The sequence below is a fragment of the Myxococcus sp. MISCRS1 genome (assembly GCF_026626605.1).
Classification (GTDB): domain Bacteria; phylum Myxococcota; class Myxococcia; order Myxococcales; family Myxococcaceae; genus Myxococcus; species Myxococcus fulvus.
The window spans coordinates 2701981-2723246 of sequence record NZ_JAPNKB010000001.1; the positions used below are offsets into that span (position 1 = coordinate 2701981).

A 21266-nucleotide genomic window follows, 5' to 3' on the forward strand; every position below is an offset into this window, starting at 1 on the left:
CGAAATGCAGCCGCCTCACCCACGAGGACACCGGGCATGTCGCGAACAACCTTCTCGAACTCCGCGCGGGCCACCGACTCCGTCGTCCACCGCATCTGCGTGTCGCGCACGCTCCGCGCGAGGCCGTTCTCATTGGGCGACCTGTGGCTGACCGAGGCCTCTCTGGCGTGGCAGGCGGCATGGTGGATCGCGTCGGCTCGGTCATCGAAGAGTTCGCGCTCGTGTACGGCATCCGGTTGCGCGTGCCGTCGACCGAGTTCGCGGGGCTGATCCGCCAAGCTTGGGCGGACACGTCGGCCTTCGCGACCATGACCCGGCTGAGCGCGACCGAACTGCATCCAATTGCCAATAAGCGCACCGCGCGGTTCGTGGCTACGCTCGTGGAGCCGAACAGCGACTGACCCGTGCGCCGTGACTTGTGAATCGCGGTTCACCCATGCACCCAGGTGCTTCATGACCATGAGCGATGAGGCCGAAGGCTCGACCACGAAGACGCAGCTACGGCAGCAATTGGACGCCATGGAGAACGACGCGCTTCGACAAGCGGCCAACTGGTTCATCCTCGCCGCCGGCACGGCGAACGTGATCATGCAGCTCTCCAGGCCGGCCGTCGCCTACGGCGTCATGGAGAGCAAGGTCGAAGAGGGCAACCTCTTCAAGAACCCGAAGCGACGGGCCCGCACCACGCTGACGTACATCGCGGTGACGATGCTCGGCGGAGCGGAGGAGCGCGCCGCGATACGCCGGGCGACGAACGTCTCCCACGCGCGCGTCCGCTCCGAGCCCGGACATCCGGTCGGCTACAACGCGTTCGACCCCGCGCACCAGCGCTGGGTGACGGCGTGCCTGTACGTCGGCGCGGAGGACGCGTACCAACGCGTGCACGGCCCGCTGCAGGGCGAGTTCCGGGAGCGGTTCTACCAGCAGGGGAGCGTGTTCGGCACGACCCTGCAGATGCCGCCCGAATCGTGGCCGCCGACCCGCGACGACTTCGAGGCGTACTGGCAGGCGGAGATCTCGGGGCTCACGATGGACGAGCGCACGCGCGACTACCTCTGCCGGATCGTGCGACTCGAGTACCTCGGCCGCCGCATCCCCGCGCCCGTCCTGCGGCTTCGGCAGCGACTGGTCGCGGGCTACCTGGGGCCGGAGTTCCGCACGCTGATGCAGCTACCGTGGACGGAGGCCGACGCCCAGACCTTCGAGAAGTTCAACCGACGGCTGGCGGGTTTCATGCGTCTGGCCCCCACCGCCATTCGTGAAGCGCCGCTACGGCGACAACTGCGGGACGTGCGCAGGCGGCTGGCCGAGGGACGCCCGCTGTTCTGACACGGCTGGCAGTCAGCGCCGGAACTTCTGCGGGAACAAAGACTTCGGTGCAAGTCCACATCACCCCACGGGGACACCGGGCATGTCGCGAACGACCTTCTCGAGCTCCGCGCGGGCCACCGACTCCGGCGTCCACCGAATCAGCGTGTCGCGCACACTCCGCGCAAGGCCGTTCTCCCATTGCGCAACCCGGCCAAGCATCCATGAGCGGTCGCGAATCCGCTCCGCGCGCGGACGGCGGAGTTGCTCATACCGGGCCAGTGCCTCGTCCGTGGGCCCCATCGACACCAGGAGCTGCGCGAGCGCGGCTGCGTCCTCGATGGCCAGCCCCGCGCCCTGCCCCAGGTTCGGCGTCACCGCATGGGCCGCGTCACCTAGCAGCACGACACGAGGCTTCCACCACCGCAGCGCCGAACAGTCCTCGATGTCGTTGTGAAGCAGCCCTTCGAGCCCACCGAACGCCGCCAACGCCGAGCGGGCCGGGTCCGCGAAGCCTGCATACAGCGCCTGGAAGCCGGACAGGTCCTTCCACGGAGCCGGCGCGCGACGCGGGGCATTCAGCGTGAGGAAGACATAGGACTTCCGCTCGCCCAGCGGCACCACCCCCACGCGCCTGCCCGTGCCCCACATCTCCACCACCGCGTCCTCGAAGTGCCCCTCCACCACGCCGCGCCAGCACGTGTAACCGGAGTAGCGAGGGTGCACCTCGGCGCCGCACACGTGCTCCCTCACGATGGAACGGATGCCATCCGCGCCGACCACGACGTCGTAGCGCCCCGCTGTTCCATCGGAGAGCTCGACGTCCACGCCATCCACACCACTCAGCAAGCCCATCACCGTCACGCCCAGGCGCGGCGTGGGCGACACGGAGCGCAGGACCTCGAGCAGCTTGTTCCGATGAAGCGTGGTCGCAGGCAGCGACAATCCCGGCACAGCATACGGCGTCTGCTGGAGCACGCGTCCCGACGCATCCGTGATGCGCGCCAGTCCCACCGGATGCCCGGCGGCGAGGACAGCCTCGTGCAGCGCGAGCCCCTTCATCACGGCCATCACGTTCGGACCGAGCACGATGCCCGCGCCTTCGTCCCCATAGGAGGGCCGCCGTTCGACGACCTCCGCCACCACGCCCCGCCTCGCCAGCGCGGCCCCCAGCGCGAGCCCTCCGATTCCTCCCCCCACCACGAGGACCTTCACGATGACCTCCTCGAACCCAACCCCACGAACAGCATCTCCAGGTCACAGCGAAGGCGCGCTCGCGCCGTGGCCACCGTGGAGCCCGCCATCGGCACGAGCATCCGCATCACCGCCGCGAAATAGACGCCGAAGACCAGCTCCGCCGCCCGCTCGCAGTCCACCTCCGCTCGCAGCTCACCTCGCGACTTCGCGTCGGACACGACCGATGCCAGCGCCCCCACCAGCCTCGCCAGCGCCGGGCGATGCAGCTCCTCGGCGGCGCCCGTGAGCCATGGCAGCTCCTTCACCACCACCCGCGCCAGCTCCGGCTGCGACGCGTAGTGGGTCAACAGCGGCGAGAACAGGTGCATGCACCGGTCCACGAAAAGCCCCTCCCCCGGCAGCGACGTCACCGCCCGCTCCACGAGCGGCATCGCCTCCGCGCGCCACAGCTCGTGCAGCAGCGCGTCCTTCGTCTCGCCGTACACCAGCACCGTGCCCGTCGCGACGCCCGCCGCCTCGGCGATGGCGCGCACGGTCGTCCCCTCATAGCCACGCTCCGCGAACAGCCGCTTCGCCGCTGCCCGGATGCGCTCCCACTTCTCGCTCTTGGCTCGCTCCCTCAGGGACATATTGAACAGGTTCATAATTGAACGCGTTCAAAATCTCCAGGAATTCGCTCCCCGACCGCACCGGGAGCCACACAGGCAGGCGCTGGCGACGCGTCGAGCGTTGAAGGAAGGAGCGTGCCGCCGGCGTGGGATTTCGCGAGGCGGCGATGTAGGGATGCGCCGTGCCCGGACATGTTCGGGCGGAGGAGGACGGGTGACAGTCGCAACCCTCGAAGAAGGCCCGCTCAGGGGGCCGAGCTTCTTTCTCGACCGCACGGCGCTGCGGGCGGTGGCGCTGGCCCATCGCGACCGCTACGGCGTCGCGAAGCCCCATCCCCACGTCGTCATCGACGGCTTCCTCGGGACACGACTGGCGTCCGAGCTGGCCTCGGTCTTCCCGGGAGCGAACGACGCGCAGTGGAAGCGCAGGGACCACGTGGAGCAGGCAGCCCGCCTGGGACAGCTCCAGCGCAAGGCGTTCGAGGACGTCCCCGGCCCGCTCCGGCACCTGCTCTCGGAGTTCTCCGGCATGTCGTTCATCGACTTCCTGGAGACCGTCACCGGCGTGCAGGGGCTCATCCCGGACCCGCACTTCCGGGGCGCCGGCCTGCACCTCACGCTGCGCGGCGGACACCTGGCGTTGCACGCCGACTTCAACCGCGACCGCTTCCGAGCCCTCACCCGTCGACTGACCGTCCTCTACTACCTGAACCCGGACTGGCAGCCTGCCTGGGGCGGCGACCTGGAGCTATGGAACGCCGACCTCACGCGATGCGAGACGCGAATCTCACCGGTGCTCGACCGGCTGGTGGTCATGGCCCATGGCGATGACCACTGGCACGGCCACCCCACCCCACTGGACTGTCCCGAGGGACGAGGTCGCGCCGCGGTCGCCGCCTACTTCTACACCGCGGAGGTCGCCGCGGACGCGCCGGAGCCCCACAGCGCCATCTGGGCTCCCACGCGCCTGTAGCCTCTTCCCCCGCCCGCATCCGCGAGCAGGAGAAAGGACGAAGTCAGGGAGGGCCAGTTCACGCACGGGCCCCTCCGCGACTTCAATCCGAGCCGAGGAGGTCCTCTCGACTCAATAGATGCACTGGAGTCCGAGGTTCAGCACGAACGGGACCCCCGTGTTGGCGTAGAGGTTCATCGTGCCCGTGGTGTAGCCGAAGTACTGGCAGACCCGGTTGACGGACGAGCGCAACTGCCACCACGAGGTGAACGGCGGGTTCATGCCGCTGAGGAACGGAAACCGGGGGTCATCGGTGTCGACTCCGCGAGGCGCCACGTGGGTGCTCGGGATGCAGACCAATCCCATCAGGTCCGCCGACGTGTTCTGGAAGCCCGTGAAGAACCCCGTGTTGTAGACAGAGCCACACTCCCTGTCGGCGATGGCGCCCGCGTTGTACGCCGCCTGCGAATCGAGCGAGGTGGAGCTGCCCTGCCACAGAGCCCACGCCCGCGCATCCGAGCCAGGGAGGTCCTGCCAGGTCACCATGTCGGAGGTGAAGCAATGGATGCCCATCAGCTCACCCGACTGCTCTCCGGTATACATGCCTCGCGCATAGCCATAGTGGGCACACACCCGCTCGGCGCTGCGATTCGCGTAGGCCCAGCCCACGTCGTTACGATTCGTGATGGGATATCCCCCCGCGCTTCTGTCGGCGGCCGTCGTGTCGAAGAAGACAATCCCTGCGAGAGCAGGGGCCGAGACCAGTGCGACGATGGCGGCTGCAAGGGATGTCACGAGCTTGGAAATTCGCACGGCTCCAAACATTCTCTCTCTCCTGGAAGGAACATCGGCGGAGGTCGCCGAGAGAGATACGAAGCCCTGGTGAATCCTGGTCATCGTCGGCTGTGCATTTCCCGGGGAAGCCAGCAGCGCGCTGTACGATTCCCATGCAATCAAATACATGCCGCGCGACGCGTCAGCGAGGACCGGGAGCGCCCTGCGACACGCGCTCGGCACGGAAGCGACGCAGGCGCCGGCTGCTCACCAACATTCCATCGACGCCGCCTGATGCCCCCTTCGTGAAGGACACCGCGCCGAACGAGCTCACGAAGCGGTTGCCCCCCACGGGCTCGAGCAGGAGGTCGTCGCGACGGAACCAGCTCAGCGCCAGCTTCCCGTCGACGAGCCGCACCGTGTACGTCATGTCCACCTCGTCGCTGCGGTACTGCCCGACCAGGGCCTCCAGCTCGCCCACCGTGGGCATCGGCTCACGCACCCGGACGAACTCTCGCGTCGTCGGCCAGAAGTCCTGGATGCCCAGCACGGGCGCCCCCGGCGCCGCCGACGCGTTGAAGCGCCACATCCCGGGCGTCGGCTCGGCCGGTAGGAACGCCCCCTGACCGATGGGAGTCAGCGCCGCGGTGGAGCCCACCTCGCGCAGCGCGCCGTCCTTCACCTCCAGCCGCACCACCTCGTCCGTCTGGGGGCTCCAGTAGTTGCCGGCCAGCGCCGCCAGCTCCTCCGCGGGCACCACCACGGCGGGCGGAGTCATGTCCTTCAAAAGGCCGCCCAGGTACACCTCGGCCACCTTCCGCGCGAGCACCGTCGGGTCGATCTTCCCGTCGTTGCACAACACGGTGATGGCCAGCTTCTGCTCGGGGAAGAGGATGCTCTCCGTGCGGAAGCCCGCCACGTACCCGTCATGGCTCACAGTGCGAAGGCCCCGGTACGCCCCCAGCCGCAGCCCGCCGCCGTAGCCCGTCTCCCGGCCGTCGTTCAATCGACCCGAGGTCTGGAGCAGGTCCCGCAGCGCCGTCCCACCCAGGCGGCCATCGAGCAGGTTCTGCTGCCACGTCAGCAGGTCGTTCACCGACGAGTACACCGCGCTCGTGCCGTTGTACCCAAGGTCCGCCGAACTCAACCGCCACCCCCCTTCCGCGCGGGGCATGTACCCTGTCACGCGCTGGGGGATGGGCGGCGCCAGGTCATCCCGGAACGAGGTGTCCACCATGCCGAGCGGCTTGAAGATGCGCTCGTCGGCGAACGCCCGCAGCGACTTGCCGGACACGCGCCGCACGATGATGCCCAGCAGCGAGTACGCGGCATTGCCATAGAGAACCTCCTCGCCCGCAGCGAAGTTCACCCCGCGCTGCCGCGACTGGACCCAGAGGACATCCTCCTCGGTGTACAGGTCCTCGCCGCGCCATCCCGCCAGGGAGAGCAGCTGGCCCTGTTCGCGCAGCCCGTTGATGTGGTGCATCAGGTGCGCGACGGTGATGCGCTTGCCGTGGTCGGGCAGCTCCGGCACGTGCTTGCGCACATCATCATCCAGCGACAGCTTCCCCTCCTGCGCCAACAAGCCGATGGAGAACGCGACGAACTGCTTGGTGATGGACGCCAAATTGAACGAGGAGCGAGGTGTGAGCGGCACGCCGAACTCCAGGTTCGCCAGGCCATGGCCCTTCACGTAGTCGCGCACACCGTCGCGCGAGACGCCCACGCCGCAGCCGGGCGACGCCTTGCCACGCCAGGTGGCGAAGAGCGCATCGACACGGGCGTGACGCTGGGCGCGCGTCTCTCGCACCGGTTGGGCTCGGGCAACGGGAACCACCAGGCCCCACGAGACGAGGGCCACCCACAGCAGGAGAGAAAGGGAAGGTCGCATGCACGGAGGATTCCGGAAGCCGTTCCGCCAGGCGCCGCCCATCTGCGAAGCGCCGCCCGGCATCGGTGAGCGCCTCGATTCCGGCGGTGGACGACTCCCCCTGGAGGCGAGTCCCCTCCGCCCCGCCCAAGTGTCCCCCAATCCGCTGCCCATAAGCGCGCGGAATCATAGGGAGCCCCTCGGGTGAGACCTGAGTCACGATTCAGGAAGGCCCCTTCCCCCAGCCTTCCGACGACAAGACCTTCACCGAGGTGGACGGGACGAGGGATGCCGTCCTTGAATCCGCCGCATGACGCGGAGACTCGGCGAGCGGCTGGTGCTGGAAGGCGTGTTGACGCCGGAGCTGTTGTCGCGAGCGCTCGCGCATCAACAGGAGACGGGCCAGAAGCTGGGCGAGTGCCTGGTGCGGCTGGGCGTGGACGAGACGCCGGTGCTGCGGCTGCTGGCCCAGACGCTCTCGACGCGCTTCGTCTCCACCGAGAAGCTGAGCCTGGCGAAGGTGGACCCTACCCTGCTGGAGAAGGTCCCCGTGCGCCTGGCGGAGGGCTTCGACTTCATGCCCCTGCGACTGGCCCAGGGCGTCCTCTACGTCGCCATCGCGGAGCCGCAGCGCCAGCGCGCGCTGGAGGAGATTGTCCGCACCGTGGGCGTCACGCAGGTGCTGCCCTTCATCGCGGTGCGCAGGTCCATCCGCGCGGCCATCCGCAAGCACTACTACGCGGTGGCGGACGCCTTCGAGCACCCGCCGGAGGACGAGGCCTGTCCCCACTGCGGTGCGCCCACGCTCCCCAAGGACTTCCAGTGCCCCCGCTGTGAGCTGCTGCTGGTGCGCCACGTCGAGGACCTGCCGCCCCGCGACAACGTCTCCCTCGTCCGCGCGCTCCTGACGCAGCCCGAGCGACAGGGCACCTCGGGCACCCCGCGCGCTCCGCAGTCGGAGACCACGCGGGTGGCGCCGTTCGACGCGGCCCAGGAGGGCTCACAGGCCCGGCCGTTCCTCGTGGGCGGACTGAGCGTGACGAACCTGCGGCTCAGCCCCTTCGAGGCGTATGTGCTCTCCCTCGTCGACGGGCACACGTCGCTGTCGGACCTGTCGCTCATCACCCAGCTCGCGGAGGTGGAGCTGCGAGCGCTCTTCGCGTCGCTCGGAGAACGGGGCGTCACGCGGCTCTACGAGCCCCCCGCGCCGACAGCCCGCGCGGCACCCGCCGAGCCGACGCCTCCGCCCGTTCCCCAGGCGACGCAGGCCGGACGCGCGGTGCCCAAGCCCTTCGTGGAGGACGCCAACGAGGATGTCCTCCAGCGCGTCATCCGGTTGGAGCAGGCGGGACGGTGGGCGGAGGCCATCGAGCTGCTGGAGCGAGGCATCGGCCTGCTCCCCCACCCCGCGCCGCTCTACAACCGCCTGGGGATGATTCTGCTGAACCACCACCGGGACTACGAGCGCGCCACGGCCCTGTTCCAGAAGGCCTCCGACCTGGCGCCGGAGAACAACCTCTACACGATGAACCTCTACTCGGTGATGTGCCTGCGCGCGGACGCCACCAACGCGGGCCAGCACAAGGCGCGACGCTGAAGCGCCCCTTCGCTCACGACAACCGGGGACGGCCCAGCCACAGCAGCCCCAACCCCAGGGCCAGCAACGTGGGCCACGCGAGCGCGAGGAACCCCAGTGCCACCCGCGGGACGACGTCGGCACCGGGCTGCTCGACATAGGCGAAGCGCGGCAGTCGCGCATGGTCCGCCGCGCCCAGCGTGTCTCCCGCGAAGACGCGCGGCAGCAGGGCCTCGCGCCACGAAGCGTGGAAGCGGTCCACCTGCCGCAGGAAGTGCGCGTGCCGCGCTCCACCAGTCCCCGCCACATCCTGGAGCGCCTGCTGGAAGGCCAGCGCGGGGGACACGAAGCGCAGCAGCTCCAGCGCGGACTGCTGCGCGTCCAACTGCGACTGGAAGGCCGCGACCACGGGGGCGGTGGCCCGGGCCGCCTCGTCCTGCACCGCCAGCGCGGTGGGCCAGTAGCCCTCCGTCCGGGTCCCCTTCGGCGCCAGCTCCGGATGGTCCTCGAAGTAGGCGGACAGCACTTCGCTTCCCCGCCGCTGCGCATCCAGCGAGGCGTCGCGGGTCGCCCCCACCAACGTCACGCGCGAGGGCACCGGATACAGCGCGCTCACGCCGAGCTGCGCCGCCGCGGGCACCACCACCACGAGCAACAACCACACGCCCACCAGCACCAGCGCATTGGTGGCGGAGCTCAGCGCCCGCGCGTTCACCGCCAGCGCCAGACAGAACCAGAACGCCCCATAGCCCACCACCAACGCCAACCATCCCAGGAGCCTCGGCAGCCCGCCGCCGCCTCCCGTCAACACATGCCCCGCGAGGCCCGCGAGCACGCACAGGCCCAGGAGCACCGCCGCGCGAACGGCGAGCCTGCTCAGCGCCCAGCCCCGAAGCCCCGTGGCCTGCACCAGCACCAACCGGAGCGTGCCGTCCTCGCGCTCCCGCGACACCAGGTCGAACGAGAACGCGAGCGCGAACAAAGGCAGCAGATAGAGCAGCACGAACGACACATCCAGCGTCCCGGTGGCCAGGTGCGCCGGGTGCTCCAGCGTCTCGCGCGCGAAGTCCGTGAGGCGGCCCTGCAGTGACACCTGGTAGGACGACGGCAGCAGGTCCATCTGCCCCACCGTGAAGACGCTCAGCGGCCCCGGAGGCAGGAGCGCCTCGGGCTGGACGAGGAAGTTGCCCACCGGCACCGGCATCGTGGGGCTCTTCCAGGCGGGGGGCGCGGTCCCCTGCCCCTGACGCAGCGCCTCGGCCTGGGCCGCGAGCTGGTCGCGTCGCAGGGCCTCCTGGGTGAGCAGCGCTTGTTGATGCGCGCGCAGGTCCTGGGTGAAGCGCCAGCCGTTGTAGAGGCCCAACGCCATCAGCCCGAGCAGGAGCGCGGCGGCGAAGAGGAGCATCCGGTCCTTGCGAAGCAGGAACCACTCGTGTCGGAGCAGGGACATGTTCATGGGCTCGTGCCTCACAGCGCGCTCAGGCGTGCGCCGGCGCGCAGGGCGAACGCCGTGGTCCACGACAACCAGAGCCCGAGCAGCAAGAGCCCCGGAACCTGGGACGCGAGCGCGTCCGTCAGTCGCTCCGCCTCCAGGCGCAGCTCCGGCACCTGACGCCACAAGGACGCATCCGCCTTGTAGTTGGCGTCGCCGTGCTTCGAGCGGAACGCGACGTCATCGTTCATCCGCTTCACCAGCACCTGCCGGTAGTCCTCCGCCTGCTCGGTGAAGCGCAGGTGCGCGGACAGGTCCGTGCGCGCGAGCGACGCCGACACCTGCCGGAGCGCGAGCATGGGCGACAGCGGCGCGAAGGCGCGGTGCAGCCGCTCCTGGGACGCATATCGCTCCCGCAGCTCCCCGAAGCGCACCGCCGCCACCTTGCTGCTGTACTCCTCGCCCGCCTGGAGCGCGATGCCCCGGAAGTTCACGGGGAGCGCCTCCACCGAGTCCACCCCGTAGCGCGCCAGCGTCTCGCGCTCCAACGCCACCTGCCGCGCGTCCGCCGAGTCATGTCCGCTCAACCCCTTCTCATAGTCCTCCGCGAGCCTGCGCGCGAAGTCCTGCGCCGTTGGCACCGGCGCCCATGTCCGGGCCGCGTCCGCCGCGAGCCGGGGCACCAGCAGCGCGTTGAGCATCCACACCGCCAGCAGCACCACCAGCGCGCCGCGCGACGTGCGCGCCCACGCGCTCACCGCCAACCCCAGGAACACGAAGCCCGCCAGGTACAGCCCATACCCCAGCGACAGCACCGACAGGCGCCCCAGCAGGTCTCCCCACGAGACATCCAGGCCACCGCCCAGCCCCACCACCAACCCCAGCCCCACGACGACGAGCGGCACCAGCAGCGCCGCCAGCGCCAGCCCCACGCCCAGCGCCTTGCCCAGCACGAGCTGGTGACGCCGCACACCGGTGCTCAACAGCAGGCGGAGGGTGCCCTGCTCCCGCTCGGCCGTGAAGGCGGAGTAGGTCAGCAGGATGATGAGCAGCGGCAGGAGGAGCTGGAGCACTCCGGCGCCGGTGAGCTCTCCGAAGCGGGCCACCGCGGTGGCGTCCGTCGCGGGACGGTGCTGGGTGAGGTTGCGCTTGTGCGCCTCCAGGTAGACGGCCACGCCCAGGTACGGCTCCACGCCCCGGTCGAACGCGGCCAGGACGGACTCGGGCTTGAAGGCCCAGACGCCGTAGTGCGCCGCCGAGTGGGGATTCTTCTCCCCCTGCTCCAGCCAGTGCTGACGCGTCAGCCGAGAGCCCGCCTCGCGCTCGGCGCGCGACTCGCGCACGTGCAGCGCGCCCATGGCCAGCCCCACGACGGCCAGGAGCCCCACCAACATCCCCGCGGTCCGGAAGCGCCCGTCCCGCGACAGCTCCACCCATTCCTTGCGTGCGATGGCCCGAATCATTCGTGCGTCCTCAGCCCCGCATGTGCGTCAGGTAGAGCTGCTCCAGCTCCGCGTGCCCCAGCTCCCGCGTGGCGCGCGTCTCCACCAGCCGGCCCGACTTCATGATGCCCACGCGCGTGCCGGACTCCTTCGCCCGGAACAGGTCATGCGTCGCCATCAGCACCGCCATCCCCTCGCCGCTCAGGCGCAGCAGCAGCTCCGACAGCTCGTTGGAGGCCAGCGGGTCCAGGCCCGACGTCGGCTCGTCCAGGAGCAACGCCTTCGCCCCCTTGGCCAGCGCGATGGCGATGCCCACCTTCTGCCGCATGCCCTTCGAGTAGCGCCCCACGGGCACGTCCATCGCCCCCGGCTGCAGCCCCGCGCGGGCGAGCCAGTCCGTGGACTCCAGCGTGGACAGCGCCGGCCGTCCCGCCAGCGTGTTGAAGTAGGCCAGGTTCTCCCGCCCCGTCAGCCGGGGGTAGAGCATCACCAGCTCCGGCACGTAGGCGAGCAGCCCGCGCACCTGGGCCTCGTGGTGACGCACCTCCAGCCCCGCGACTCGCGCCTCCCCTCCCGTGGGCTCGATGAAGCCCAGGAAGAGGTTCAGCGTCGTCGTCTTGCCCGCGCCGTTCGCACCCAGCAGGCAGAACACCTCACCCGCCTGGATGGACAGGTCCAGCCCCTCGAGCGCCGGGTGCGCGCCGTAGCGCTTGGACAGGTTCCTCGCTTCAAGCATGGAGACTCCCATAACGGAGTCACCCGCAATATCGCAACTTGATTGCATCTACAAATCGATACACGTCCCGTGTGACTCCGGGGGCACTCCGGGCCGCAGGGGACGGACACGATCTCCCCTGCGGCCCCTCCTGGACGTGCGCGGCTCAGGACTTCTGGTACGCGTCCGCGATGCGCAGCAGGTCCGCGATGGTGAAGTCCCCGCCCGAGCCGTAGGTGGGCTTCCAGCCCTTGTTCTGGAGGAAGGACGTGGGGTCGTTGAGCAGGACGCTGAAGAACGTCTCCCCGACGATGCGTCCGCCCACCGGCCCGAGGAAGCGGCCCTGGTTGGCGAGGTTCGCCTCCTTGAGGATGTAGTACCAGAGCGGCGCCACCGTGCTCCCCCACCCCTGCGGCAGGCCGAGCTGCGAGTTGGCGTAGCGGGTCGTCCCCAGCGCCTCGGCGACCGTCTGGCCGGCCGGCAGGGTGAACTCGTTCTGGCGCAGCAGGTTGCGCCCCGCGAGCGACAGGTACAGCGGGTCCGGCTTGCCCTGGTATTGCGGATGGTCGAAGCCGGGGATGAGGGCCTCCGGCAGGTTCAACAGCTCCGAGGCCAGGTACGTGTCGAACAGCTTGGCGCCCTGCGGGGTGACGCCGGAGCCCAGGTTGAAGAAGTTCCTCCAGTCCACGCGCTTCTCCGGACTGAGGAACGTCCCGGGCTGGTGCAGGTCGAAGATTTGCACGTTCGAGTAGCTCGAGTTGACGGTGTACGTCTCCCGAATCGTCGCGTGCCCCATGCGGTAGGCGGCGGCGGAGAACTCGATGGGAATCTGCTGGAGGTTGGGTGGGAAGTACTGCGGCCCCTGGTTCACCAGCTTGCCGTAGAGCTCGTCGCCGACGAAGCGGCGCACGAAGTCATGGTAGACAATCCATTGGTAGTGCCAGCGCACCCGCTGGGAGGCCTCGGCGAAGAGCGCGCCTCCGGAGAACGAGCCCGACAGGTCCTTGACCACCTGGTTGTGGAACTTGATGAAGGCCAGGTGCAGCTGATTGACGAACATGTTGTCGTCGTTGCGCGGGTCTCCGATGATGGCCGTGCCCTGGACGTTGCGCAGCACGTCCCCGTCCGGGTTGTCCTGCCGCCCGAACAGCAGCGTGGCGCCGTCCTTCGCGTCGAACAGGAAGGCGTCCTGCACCGGTCCCCGGCCGTAGATGTTGCCCAGGTCCAGCGTCGGGGTGATGGCGTCGCGCGTCTGGTTGGGCTGGGTGCCCCGGCTGTTGATGTCCGAGAACACGTCGAACGTCAGGTCATGGTCCAGGAACTGGCCCAGGAACGTGTAGCCCGCGGGGATGGTGGGGTTGTCCTGCGGCACGCTCGGGCCCAGCCGGTCATCGTCCATGGGCCCGCCCGGCAGCGTGAGGGCGCGGAGGTCCTCCACGTTGAAGACGGAGGGACGCAGGTCCGGGAACATGCGGAAGAAGTCGGAGACGACGGGGCCGTTGTCGCCGGTGAGGGACTGCGCGGACTTGCTGGAGACAGCCGGGCCCACGACGCCGTGGGGGCGCACCAGGTTGCCGGACGGCGCCTTGGACAACATGGCCGCCCCGGTGCCCCGGTGGAACGGACAGCCGCTGCCCGGGAGCGCGGCCGTGACGCGCGGGGGAATCTTGTCACTCATGACGAATCTCCTGTGTGTCGAGCGGCGTGGCTCAGGTGGTGATGGTGATGTACGGGTCCCACGAGTACGTCCCCACCTTGTTGCCCTGGTTGTCCGTCACCTGGACGTAGAGCTGGTAGGTCACCTTCTGGTCCGTCAGCGACGCGGTGGGCTGCAGCGCGGTGGACTGGAAATAGAAGTCCACGTAGGGCTGGGTGTTGTAGCCATCCACCTGTCCCCCCGCGACCTCGGGGACCGGCACCTTGATATGGGACACCAGGGGCTGGGGCGGAGAGATGCACTGGGCATTGCCGGAGACGCGCATCTTGTAGAGCACCGCCGAGTACTGGGTGTTGAGCGTCAGCGACGCCATCCGCCAGCGCAGCGTGTCGCTGGTCTTCGCGGCGACGGTCAGCTCGGGAATCGCCTCCATGCCCACCGCGTCGTCCTTGCGCACCAGCATGTACACACAGTCCGAGATGGGCACCCCCGGCTCGTCCGCGGAGCCATTGGGGCCATGCACCTTCAGCACCTTGTCCACATCCACCACCGTGAGAACATCGATGAAGCCATCATCCTGCGCCATGACGCACCTGTTCCTTCCAGTTCGAGTCGAGACAAATCCAGACATCCACCCGCGCGCCGCGCGTCAGGCGGTGATGGTGATCTTCGGGTCCCAGGAGAAGTAGCTCAGGATGTTCCCGTCGTTGTTCGCCAGGGCGAACGTGAAGGTGTAGACCACGGGCGTCGTCGTCGGGTTCACCGCCGTCGCCTGGAAGTAGGCATCCTTGTACGTCTGCTTCGAGTCCACCGTGACCTGGGTGCCGTGCACCGACGGCAGGGGCACCGTCACCGTGGGCTCGATGAGGAAGGGCGGCGTGATGCAGCCCTCTCCCCGGAGGATGTCACACCCGTTGAGCGCGACGCTGAAGCGCGTGTTGCCCGTCAGCGAGGTGATTCGCCACCGGATGTTGTTGTTGGTGTTGACGACGATGTTCAGGTCATCCGTGGCCTGACCCGACAGCATCTCGTCGTAGCGGATGAACATGTAGACGTACGGGGTGGGCTCCCCCAGGTCCACGGGGTGGTTGGAGTCTGTGCTGAACTTCCCCTGGTAGTCCAGGTAGAGGTTCTCCGCGTCCACGACAATCAAGACATTGGCGGTGTTCTCGGTATCTGCCATGACGACCTCTGGGGTGCTTTCGGGGTGGAGTGCTCAGCGGGGCCGGAGGATTCCGGGCCGCTGGATGGAGAAGGGCTGGATGTTGGTGCGGGTGACGCCCGTGAGCGCGAGCTCCGACAGGATTCGGCCGAGCAGCGGCGCGAACTTGAATGCCTGCCCCGTGTCACCGGTGAACAGCAGCACGTCCGGGTGCCCGGGGAGGACATCCAGCACGAAGTTCAGGTCGGGCGTCATCGTGTAAAGACAGCCCACCGGGTCCACCGCCAGGGACTGCAGCCCCCGGAAATGCTCGCGCATGAAGGTGTTGAGCAGGTCCACCATGCGCGGGTCCGCCTGGGGCGGCGAGGTGGGCGGCAGCGGGGACTTCAGGAAGGTGAAGTCGGTGCCCACCTTGATGCGGCCGGGCGTCAACAGCGGCGGCAGCCCGTAGTACGTCGTCGTGTCGTCCCCGGGGAACTTCGGCGCGCCGAAGTAGAACCAGAGCGGATACGTGTACTGGGACGGGGACACCTCGAAATAGGCATACGTCATGCTCCAGATTTCGAGCGCGAGCTGGATGTTCAGACTGTCGAGCACGCCGTTGGTCCACGCGGACGGCACCAGGATGAGCTTCTTGCCGGTGTACGTCCCCTGCGCGGTGGTGACGGTGACCTGGCCGGGCGCGTCCTGGATGCGGCTGACCGTCCGGCGCGGAATCATGTCCACGCCCCGCTTGCGGCACTGGTCGGCGAGCGCGCGGAGCGCCCGGTCCGCCGCGATGACGCCCGCCTGGGGCTGCACCAGGCCCACCACGTCGTCGCTCAGGCCCTGGAGCACGGGGAAGCGCTCCGGGAAGTCCGCCGCGGTGAGGCGCTGGAAGGGCAGGCCCTGCTCCTCCAGGACGGCCTCGGAGTCCTTCAAGTCCCCTTCGGGCGTGTCCACGCCGCTGGGCGGGCCGAAGAACAGGAGCGAGGTGTCGTTGAGGATGCCGTTCAGGCCGCTGTCCGACTCCAGCTCCCGCCAGAGCGGATAGGCGGACTGCGCGAGCAGGGACAGGTGCGGGTCCGAGTACATCACCCGGAAGAAGCGCGACTCGCCCTTCGAGGAGAAGAAGTCGTTGTCGAAGTCGAACTGGTCCAACAGCAGGACCTTCTTGCCGGCCTTCGAGCACCACCAGGCCGCGGACAGACCGATGGCGCCCGCGCCCACGACGACCACGTCATAGGAGTCCATGTCTTCGTCTGCTTTCGTTTCGAAGGAGGGTGTCTGTCGTTACCAGCCGAGGTAGTACTGGCTGTCCAACCAGGCGGGCCACGCGAGCCCGAAGTGCGCCTGGAGCATCTTCTCCGCCTCGCAGAAGGCGCCCTCCACCCAGCCCTGCTGGTCCGAGTAGGCCTCGCCGCAGATGTGGAGGTGCTCGTCCGGGTCCGGCCGGCGCATGAAGCGCATCACGTCCCGCACGCTCACCCCGGCGCGCCACGCGTGGTAGCCGCCGCCATAGGGGTCCTCCGTCCAGTTGCGGAAGTAGGAGACGTACGGCTGGGGGACGGGGTTCGCGGGCCCGTGCAGCTCCTGGAGCTGGCTCACGGCCTCCGCCACCATCACCGCCGGGGCCTGCAGGTCCTCCACCTGGGCCAGCGCCTCGCGTGAGGCCAGGGCCGTGGGCCGGGGCTTGAAGCGCTCGAGCCGCTGGTGGGGCGAGTCCATCAGCGCGGACCAGAAGGGCGTGGTCCGCATGTCGTTGTAGCTGGCGAGCAGGATGGAGTGGCTGTTCACAGGGTCGGTGCCGAAGTAGTAGCACTGCCGCATGGGCAGGTCGGTGATCGACTCGCCCGCCACGGCCTGGAACTCCTGGTTCCACCAGGGGGACTCGAAGCCCATCAGCAGCTTGAAGGACGGCTCGGAGATGACGGCGTCCAGGTTCTTGCGCACCTGCGCGCTCACCTGGGGCCTGGTGAAGAACCGGTCCGCGCCAATCAGCTCCAGCGCGCGGCGGGGCATCGCGAGCACCACGGCATTGGCATACACCGTCCACGACTTGCCGCTCTGGACGTTGTTCAGGGTGAGGACATACCGGTACGGGCTGCCCTCCGGCGCGGCGGTGAGCGCCGTCAGGCCGTTCTGTCCCCAGAGGTGGGCGCGCTTGCCGCTCGGGTCCTGGGCGACGAAGCGCTGGGCGAGCGTGTTGCCCAGCTGGTCATAGCCGCCGTTCAGCGTCTGGTATTCCACGCTCGCCAGGGAGAAGTCGCCCACGAGGTACGGAAAGGCCTCCGCGGCGTTCCAGTTGATGGTGTTGGAGTAGTAGCCGCCGGCCACGGCCAGGAACTCGTAGGCCTCCTGGCCCACCTGGTCCTTGAGGAGGTTCCAGAAGCCCAGATCATTGACCTTCTTGCCCTGGTAGGGCCCCGGCTTGCGGTAGGTCAGGTTGGGTTTGATGTCGTCCCAGTCCCGGGCGGTGAGCTCGAAGGTGTAGTCGTAGGGAGGGGTGAACTTCACCTGGCTCGCGTAGCGCTCCTGGAACCAGGGGTCGGCCGTGAGGACGTCGTAGATGACCTTGTTGAAGAGCTGGTCCGAGTCGAAGCCCACCACGTCGTCGGGCAGGAAGTAGCGCGTCTTGAACGTGCGGCGGTCCGCCTGGGCGTTCGCCCACTCGTCGGCCTTGAAGCGCTGGCCGCGCAGGTAGCGGTAGTGGTTCTTGTCGTCGCCCAGGGGGAAGTCCTGGGGCGTCAGCTCCTGGGAGAAGACCTCCGAGATGAGCGAGTTGACGATGACATGCGATTGCAGATAGCGCATGCCGCCAATCTCCGCCGCCAGGGAGACGCCGGGCAGGAAGACCGACTCGATGCGGCCGCCCAATCGCTCGCTCAATTCGAAGACGTGCACCGAGGATGGGCGCGTGCCGCCCTCCGCGAGGTCGCCGACGAGCAGCCGCCAACCCGTGTAGAGCCCGGAGACGCCCGCACCGATGATGGCGACGTCGAGCTGGAGCCCGTCGTCCATTCCCGGGTCCATCGGGGGTGGATTCACTCGCGACATGTCTGCCTCTCAGGGGATGGGGCACCGCGCCCTATTTCAGGGAATTCCAGTGCAATCCCTGCACCACCAATTTCACGACTGCCTTTCGTCTGCCTTCAAGGACTTGCGGCGCGGCGGGGGCAGGCATTGACGTGTCAGGCTTCAGCCGCCTCGGGCGGACGACGCAGGGCGCTGACACGTCATGGACGGCGCGGACACGTCAACGCCCGGAGAGCCCCTGACGAGGAAAATTCCGGGCTGGACGTGATTGGGGGTCCGTGTCGATCTTCCCAGCGGATATTCGTCGCCGATTTGAAGGCGCCTTTTCGGCACCCTCTCGCACCTGGAGGAGCTCCCATGTCCTACATCGATGGTTTCGTCATCGCCGTGCCGACCGCGAACAAGGAGAAGTTCATCGACCACGCCCGCAAGGGCGACCCCGTCTTCATGAAGTACGGGGCCCTGCGCGTGCTCGAGTGTTGGGGGGACGACGTGCCGAGCGGCAAGCTCACCGACTTCCGCCGGGCCGTGCAGGCCAAGGATGACGAGACGGTGGTCTTCTCCTGGGTCGAGTGGCCCGACAAGGCCACGCGCGACGCCGGCATGGCGAAGATGATGGAAGACCCCGACATGAGCCCGGAGAAGAACCCGATGCCGTTCGACGGCGCGCGGATGATCTACGGCGGCTTCGCGCCGGTGGTCGAGCTGAAGAAGTAGCCAGGTCGAAAGCGCCGGGGGCTCAGGTCAAGAGCCGCCCCCGCGCGCCCTCGACGACCAGCTGCAGCAGGGGCGAATGCAGCCCGCCGCCGCCATGCTCGCTGACGCGGCTCCACTGGGGCTCGCCGGAGTCCGCGTCGAACGCCGTCAGGGTCTCCCGGTGCGAGACGATGACCTGCCCCTGCTCGACGAGCATCGTTCCGCCGGCGAACGTCGACGACTGCTCGGAGTCCACGCGCTGGGCCCAGAGCAGGCGCCCGCTCCCGGCGTCGAGCGCGTGGACCTCCAGGAAGACCCTCTTCGTGAACGTCCCCTCGGCCCCGCCGGAGAACACGAACACGCGCCCCTCGCGCAGCTCCGCGTACGTCGGCCGGGGCCGCACGCCCGGCACCGACTTGCCGGGCACGGCGAAGGTCCACACCGTGTCGCCGCTGGCGCGCTCATACGCCGCGACGAGTCCGTTGAAGGCCGTGATGAGCAGGGAGCCGGGTGCTGGCGAGGTGTCGTTCATGCCACGCCGGGATACCACAACCCTATTGCGCCAGCGTGGAGCGGTACGAGGCCAGGGTGCACCGCATGCGCTGCACCTGCTCCGCGGTGAAGCCCGTCATGCACGCGTCATCCGTCAGCTCCATGTAGTTCTGCACCGGGACGGGCGCGCCCCCACAGCTGGTGAGCCCCACGGGGCAGCCCTTGTGGGACGTGACGTTGGGCGCCGTGTCACAGATGCGGTCGCCCGTGGTGTAGCAAGCCGGCGCCGTGGCGATGCCACAGCCCTCGTAGTACGTGTGGAACAGGCCCAGGTAGTGGCCCACCTCGTGCGTGACGGTCCTCCCCTGGTGATACGGCACCACGGGCCCCACGCGGCCGAAGGCCAGCCAGTTGATGACCACCCGGTCCTGCGGCTGGCCCACCGCGCCCGAGGGGTCCGCGGGGAGGAAGGGCACATACCCGCGCGAGCCGCCCGCGCTGTTCGTGTAGAGGTTCAGGTAGCGCGTCGGGTCCCACGCAATGGTGTTCCAGTAGCTGCCCTGGTCCTGGTACCAGGTCGTGTTGCAATAGCGCTGGATGCCCGTCGTCGGGTTGCCCGCGGGGTCCTCGGTGGCGAGGAAGAACTCCAGCTTGCTGTCCACGCCCGCGGCCCCCGGCGTCCCTGTCAGCGCGCGGAAGTCCTCATTGAGGACCGTGATTTGACTGTGCACCAGCGCGTCCGAGATGTTGCCGTTCGCGCACGCCGCATCCGAGATGAGGTGCACCACCACCGGGATGCGCCGCACCGTGGTGGGCTGCCACAACGGCCCGGGCACGGTCTGCGCCAGGGAGCAATCCGAGGGCGTGAAGCTGGCCACGCGCAGCGCGGCCGCAGGCTCGGGCGCGACACAGCGGTCCGCGTGCGGCGAGAAGACATCCGAGGAGAACAGCGCCAGGACGGAGGACACGAGGGCATGGGCTGGGAGCATGGGCCTCACGCTACCGAGCCACGCTGACGCCTTCCAGGTGGCCGGGGTGGGCGCATGGGGGGTGGAATGGTAGGAAGAAGGAATGGCTCGCGCTCGTCCCACATCGCCACGCTGCCCTCGGTGCAACGCGCCGTTCACCCTGGTCGCCGAGCAGGTGTTGTACACCTGTCACTACTGCAACGCGTCCATCGATACGCGGGGAGAGCAGGCTCCGCGTCCGCTCTATCAAGCTCCGTCAGCAACGGGGCCCAACAGGTTGCCGCTCGTCCTGGGCGCGGGGATTGCCGTCATGCTGCTGGGCTCCGCGGCGGGCTTCTTCGCCATGGCGTCCTCGAGCGACTCCTACACGCCCCCGCCCGCGCGCGCCGAGCCACCCCCACCGCCCCCCACCGCGCAGGTGCCGCCCGCGCCGCCCCCGAAGCCGAGGTTCGCGTGGGACATGGACAACACCCCCACGGTGACGGACGTCAACGGGGACGGCACGGACGACATCATCGGGACCATTCGTCGCGGCACGTCGTTCGACCGCTATTCCACGGCCGCCTTCGACGGGAAGACGCTCGAGCCCCTCTGGGAGGTGCCCATCGAAGGCGCGGCCCCCACGGACCTCGCCTCCCGCGAGCGCTACATCCGGCAGGGAAATCGCCTGGTGCGACGGGAGGCCATGGCGGTGAGCCTGCTGGAGCTGGCCACTGGCAAGGTGGTGGGGCGCGTGGCACTGTCAGACAAGCCCGACAAGCTCTGCATCCCCCAGGGGGACACCTCCTCCGTGTGGGTCTCGGTGATGGACCAGCAGAACATCCTGCTCGACACGACGACGGCGACCGCGCGCCCCGCCTCCCAGACTCCGCCCAACTGTCAGCCCCCCGAGCGCGGCCGCTACGACTGCTCCCCCGCCATCCACCGGAAGACCCATCTGCCGTGCTCGCTCGCCCTCAAGGCCCCGCCCATCCCGGGCTTCCGAGGGCAATATCGCTACACGGCGCATGGGCTCGACGTGGTGCTGGGCGCCCGGAACCCGGGGACGCGCGTCCCCATGGCGGCGGTGTTCGAGAAGGGCGCGAAGGAGCCCCTGTGGCACGGCGCCATCGCCGACATGGACATCGAGCAGGTCTTGGAGACCACGCCGGAGGCCCTCGATATCTCCGAGGACGCCCTCTTCGTGGCCTACCGGCTGAGGGCCGGCGGCATGCACCTGGTCCGCCGGGACGTGAGGACGGGGGCCGTCGTCTGGGACGTGCCCATCCCCCGCTCCAAGGACGGCTCGCTCGTCACCAGCTTTCGCAAGCAGGGGGACCGGCTCTACGTGCCCCACTGGATGTGGCTGGATGTCTTCGACGCGAAGACGGGCAACGTGATTGGCACCCTCGGCACCTGGTAG

General features: G+C 68.7%; 20 protein-coding genes. 6 read left to right on the forward strand and 14 right to left on the reverse strand.

Annotated elements, in window-relative coordinates; genetic code table 11:
* Positions 1-179: 179 nt before the first annotated feature.
* A complete protein-coding gene (locus tag OWM54_RS10300; RefSeq protein ID WP_223750236.1) occupies positions 180-401 on the forward strand; it encodes a hypothetical protein in 222 nt (73 codons plus the stop codon).
* Positions 402-459: 58 nt separating this feature from the next.
* Positions 460-1329, forward strand: a complete 870-nt coding sequence (locus OWM54_RS10305; protein WP_267697368.1) for an oxygenase MpaB family protein — start codon at positions 460-462, stop codon at positions 1327-1329.
* A gap of 60 nt (positions 1330-1389) precedes the next feature.
* Here OWM54_RS10305 and OWM54_RS10310 read toward each other — a convergent pair whose 3' ends face one another.
* Both OWM54_RS10310 and OWM54_RS10315 read right to left on the reverse strand, forming a co-directional pair.
* The gene (locus OWM54_RS10310; protein WP_267697369.1) at positions 1390-2523 is read right to left on the reverse strand and encodes an FAD-dependent monooxygenase; all 1134 of its coding nucleotides are present in this window, start codon (positions 2521-2523) and stop codon (positions 1390-1392) included.
* Positions 2520-3149, reverse strand: coding sequence for a TetR/AcrR family transcriptional regulator (locus tag OWM54_RS10315; RefSeq protein WP_267697370.1), 630 nt, complete (start codon positions 3147-3149; stop codon positions 2520-2522). Before OWM54_RS10315 ends, OWM54_RS10310 begins: the two co-directional genes overlap by 4 nt.
* A 178-nt stretch (positions 3150-3327) precedes the next feature.
* Between OWM54_RS10315 and OWM54_RS10320 the strand changes: the two genes are divergently transcribed.
* A complete protein-coding gene (locus tag OWM54_RS10320) occupies positions 3328-4086 on the forward strand; it encodes a 2OG-Fe(II) oxygenase (RefSeq protein ID WP_223785464.1) in 759 nt (252 codons plus the stop codon).
* A gap of 111 nt (positions 4087-4197) precedes the next feature.
* On the opposite strand, the gene OWM54_RS10325 is transcribed toward OWM54_RS10320, so the two are convergent.
* On the reverse strand, positions 4198-4734 hold the full coding sequence (locus OWM54_RS10325) for a hypothetical protein (RefSeq protein ID WP_223750231.1): 537 nt from the start codon (positions 4732-4734) through the stop codon (positions 4198-4200).
* Positions 4735-5041: 307 nt separating this feature from the next.
* Positions 5042-6730: a serine hydrolase domain-containing protein gene (locus OWM54_RS10330; RefSeq protein WP_267697371.1), complete on the reverse strand. Its 1689-nt coding sequence runs from the start codon at positions 6728-6730 to the stop codon at positions 5042-5044.
* A gap of 289 nt (positions 6731-7019) precedes the next feature.
* On the opposite strand from OWM54_RS10330, the gene OWM54_RS10335 reads away from it, so the two are divergent.
* A complete protein-coding gene (locus OWM54_RS10335) occupies positions 7020-8306 on the forward strand; it encodes a general secretion pathway protein GspE (RefSeq protein WP_267697372.1) in 1287 nt (428 codons plus the stop codon).
* A 13-nt stretch (positions 8307-8319) separates the two neighbouring features.
* Here OWM54_RS10335 and OWM54_RS10340 read toward each other — a convergent pair whose 3' ends face one another.
* The 8 genes from OWM54_RS10340 to OWM54_RS10375 all read right to left on the reverse strand — a co-directional run bounded on the left by OWM54_RS10340 (position 8320) and on the right by OWM54_RS10375 (position 17729).
* Positions 8320-9735 (reverse strand): DUF3526 domain-containing protein, encoded by a 1416-nt coding sequence (locus OWM54_RS10340; RefSeq protein WP_267697373.1) that lies wholly within the window; start codon positions 9733-9735, stop codon positions 8320-8322.
* A gap of 17 nt (positions 9736-9752) precedes the next feature.
* Positions 9753-11180 (reverse strand): DUF3526 domain-containing protein, encoded by a 1428-nt coding sequence (locus OWM54_RS10345; RefSeq protein WP_267697374.1) that lies wholly within the window; start codon positions 11178-11180, stop codon positions 9753-9755.
* A 10-nt stretch (positions 11181-11190) separates the two neighbouring features.
* On the reverse strand, positions 11191-11895 hold the full coding sequence (locus OWM54_RS10350) for an ABC transporter ATP-binding protein (protein ID WP_248544234.1): 705 nt from the start codon (positions 11893-11895) through the stop codon (positions 11191-11193).
* A 145-nt stretch (positions 11896-12040) separates the two neighbouring features.
* Positions 12041-13552 (reverse strand): peroxidase family protein, encoded by a 1512-nt coding sequence (locus tag OWM54_RS10355; RefSeq protein ID WP_267697375.1) that lies wholly within the window; start codon positions 13550-13552, stop codon positions 12041-12043.
* Positions 13553-13583: 31 nt separating this feature from the next.
* Positions 13584-14117 carry an AidA/PixA family protein gene (locus OWM54_RS10360; protein WP_223750224.1) on the reverse strand — a complete coding sequence of 178 codons (534 nt, stop codon included), beginning with the start codon at positions 14115-14117 and terminating at the stop codon, positions 13584-13586.
* 63 nt (positions 14118-14180) lie between these two features.
* Positions 14181-14714 (reverse strand): AidA/PixA family protein, encoded by a 534-nt coding sequence (locus OWM54_RS10365; RefSeq protein WP_223750223.1) that lies wholly within the window; start codon positions 14712-14714, stop codon positions 14181-14183.
* A gap of 33 nt (positions 14715-14747) precedes the next feature.
* The gene (locus tag OWM54_RS10370) at positions 14748-15926 is read right to left on the reverse strand and encodes an FAD-dependent oxidoreductase (RefSeq protein WP_267697376.1); all 1179 of its coding nucleotides are present in this window, start codon (positions 15924-15926) and stop codon (positions 14748-14750) included.
* A gap of 39 nt (positions 15927-15965) precedes the next feature.
* Positions 15966-17729, reverse strand: coding sequence for a flavin monoamine oxidase family protein (locus tag OWM54_RS10375; RefSeq protein WP_267697377.1), 1764 nt, complete (start codon positions 17727-17729; stop codon positions 15966-15968).
* Between the two features lie 336 nt (positions 17730-18065).
* Here OWM54_RS10375 and OWM54_RS10380 point away from each other — a divergent pair, with 336 nt between their 5' ends.
* Positions 18066-18425, forward strand: coding sequence for a DUF1428 domain-containing protein (locus OWM54_RS10380; RefSeq protein ID WP_223750220.1), 360 nt, complete (start codon positions 18066-18068; stop codon positions 18423-18425).
* A 22-nt stretch (positions 18426-18447) separates the two neighbouring features.
* Here the strand turns inward: OWM54_RS10380 and OWM54_RS10385 are convergent, their stop codons facing one another.
* Both OWM54_RS10385 and OWM54_RS10390 read right to left on the reverse strand, forming a co-directional pair.
* Positions 18448-18936, reverse strand: coding sequence for a PQQ-binding-like beta-propeller repeat protein (locus tag OWM54_RS10385; RefSeq protein WP_223750219.1), 489 nt, complete (start codon positions 18934-18936; stop codon positions 18448-18450).
* Between the two features lie 22 nt (positions 18937-18958).
* A complete protein-coding gene (locus OWM54_RS10390) occupies positions 18959-19885 on the reverse strand; it encodes a zinc metalloprotease (RefSeq protein ID WP_267697378.1) in 927 nt (308 codons plus the stop codon).
* Between the two features lie 82 nt (positions 19886-19967).
* Between OWM54_RS10390 and OWM54_RS10395 the strand changes: the two genes are divergently transcribed.
* Positions 19968-21266, forward strand: a complete 1299-nt coding sequence (locus OWM54_RS10395; RefSeq protein WP_267697379.1) for a hypothetical protein — start codon at positions 19968-19970, stop codon at positions 21264-21266.

Coding starts and splice junctions, on each gene's coding strand:
- OWM54_RS10300 (WP_223750236.1), top strand. CDS start 180: ATGGTGGATCGCGTCGGCTCGGTCATCGAAGAGTTCGCGCTCGTGTAC.
- OWM54_RS10305 (WP_267697368.1), top strand. CDS start 460: ATGAGCGATGAGGCCGAAGGCTCGACCACGAAGACGCAGCTACGGCAG.
- OWM54_RS10315 (WP_267697370.1), bottom strand. CDS start 3,149: ATGAACCTGTTCAATATGTCCCTGAGGGAGCGAGCCAAGAGCGAGAAG.
- OWM54_RS10330 (WP_267697371.1), bottom strand. CDS start 6,730: ATGCGACCTTCCCTTTCTCTCCTGCTGTGGGTGGCCCTCGTCTCGTGG.
- OWM54_RS10335 (WP_267697372.1), top strand. CDS start 7,020: ATGACGCGGAGACTCGGCGAGCGGCTGGTGCTGGAAGGCGTGTTGACG.
- OWM54_RS10340 (WP_267697373.1), bottom strand. CDS start 9,735: ATGTCCCTGCTCCGACACGAGTGGTTCCTGCTTCGCAAGGACCGGATG.
- OWM54_RS10345 (WP_267697374.1), bottom strand. CDS start 11,180: ATGATTCGGGCCATCGCACGCAAGGAATGGGTGGAGCTGTCGCGGGAC.
- OWM54_RS10350 (WP_248544234.1), bottom strand. CDS start 11,895: ATGCTTGAAGCGAGGAACCTGTCCAAGCGCTACGGCGCGCACCCGGCG.
- OWM54_RS10355 (WP_267697375.1), bottom strand. CDS start 13,552: ATGAGTGACAAGATTCCCCCGCGCGTCACGGCCGCGCTCCCGGGCAGC.
- OWM54_RS10360 (WP_223750224.1), bottom strand. CDS start 14,117: ATGGCGCAGGATGATGGCTTCATCGATGTTCTCACGGTGGTGGATGTG.
- OWM54_RS10365 (WP_223750223.1), bottom strand. CDS start 14,714: ATGGCAGATACCGAGAACACCGCCAATGTCTTGATTGTCGTGGACGCG.
- OWM54_RS10370 (WP_267697376.1), bottom strand. CDS start 15,926: ATGGACTCCTATGACGTGGTCGTCGTGGGCGCGGGCGCCATCGGTCTG.
- OWM54_RS10375 (WP_267697377.1), bottom strand. CDS start 17,729: ATGTCGCGAGTGAATCCACCCCCGATGGACCCGGGAATGGACGACGGG.
- OWM54_RS10380 (WP_223750220.1), top strand. CDS start 18,066: ATGTCCTACATCGATGGTTTCGTCATCGCCGTGCCGACCGCGAACAAG.
- OWM54_RS10385 (WP_223750219.1), bottom strand. CDS start 18,936: ATGAACGACACCTCGCCAGCACCCGGCTCCCTGCTCATCACGGCCTTC.
- OWM54_RS10390 (WP_267697378.1), bottom strand. CDS start 19,885: ATGCTCCCAGCCCATGCCCTCGTGTCCTCCGTCCTGGCGCTGTTCTCC.
- OWM54_RS10395 (WP_267697379.1), top strand. CDS start 19,968: ATGGCTCGCGCTCGTCCCACATCGCCACGCTGCCCTCGGTGCAACGCG.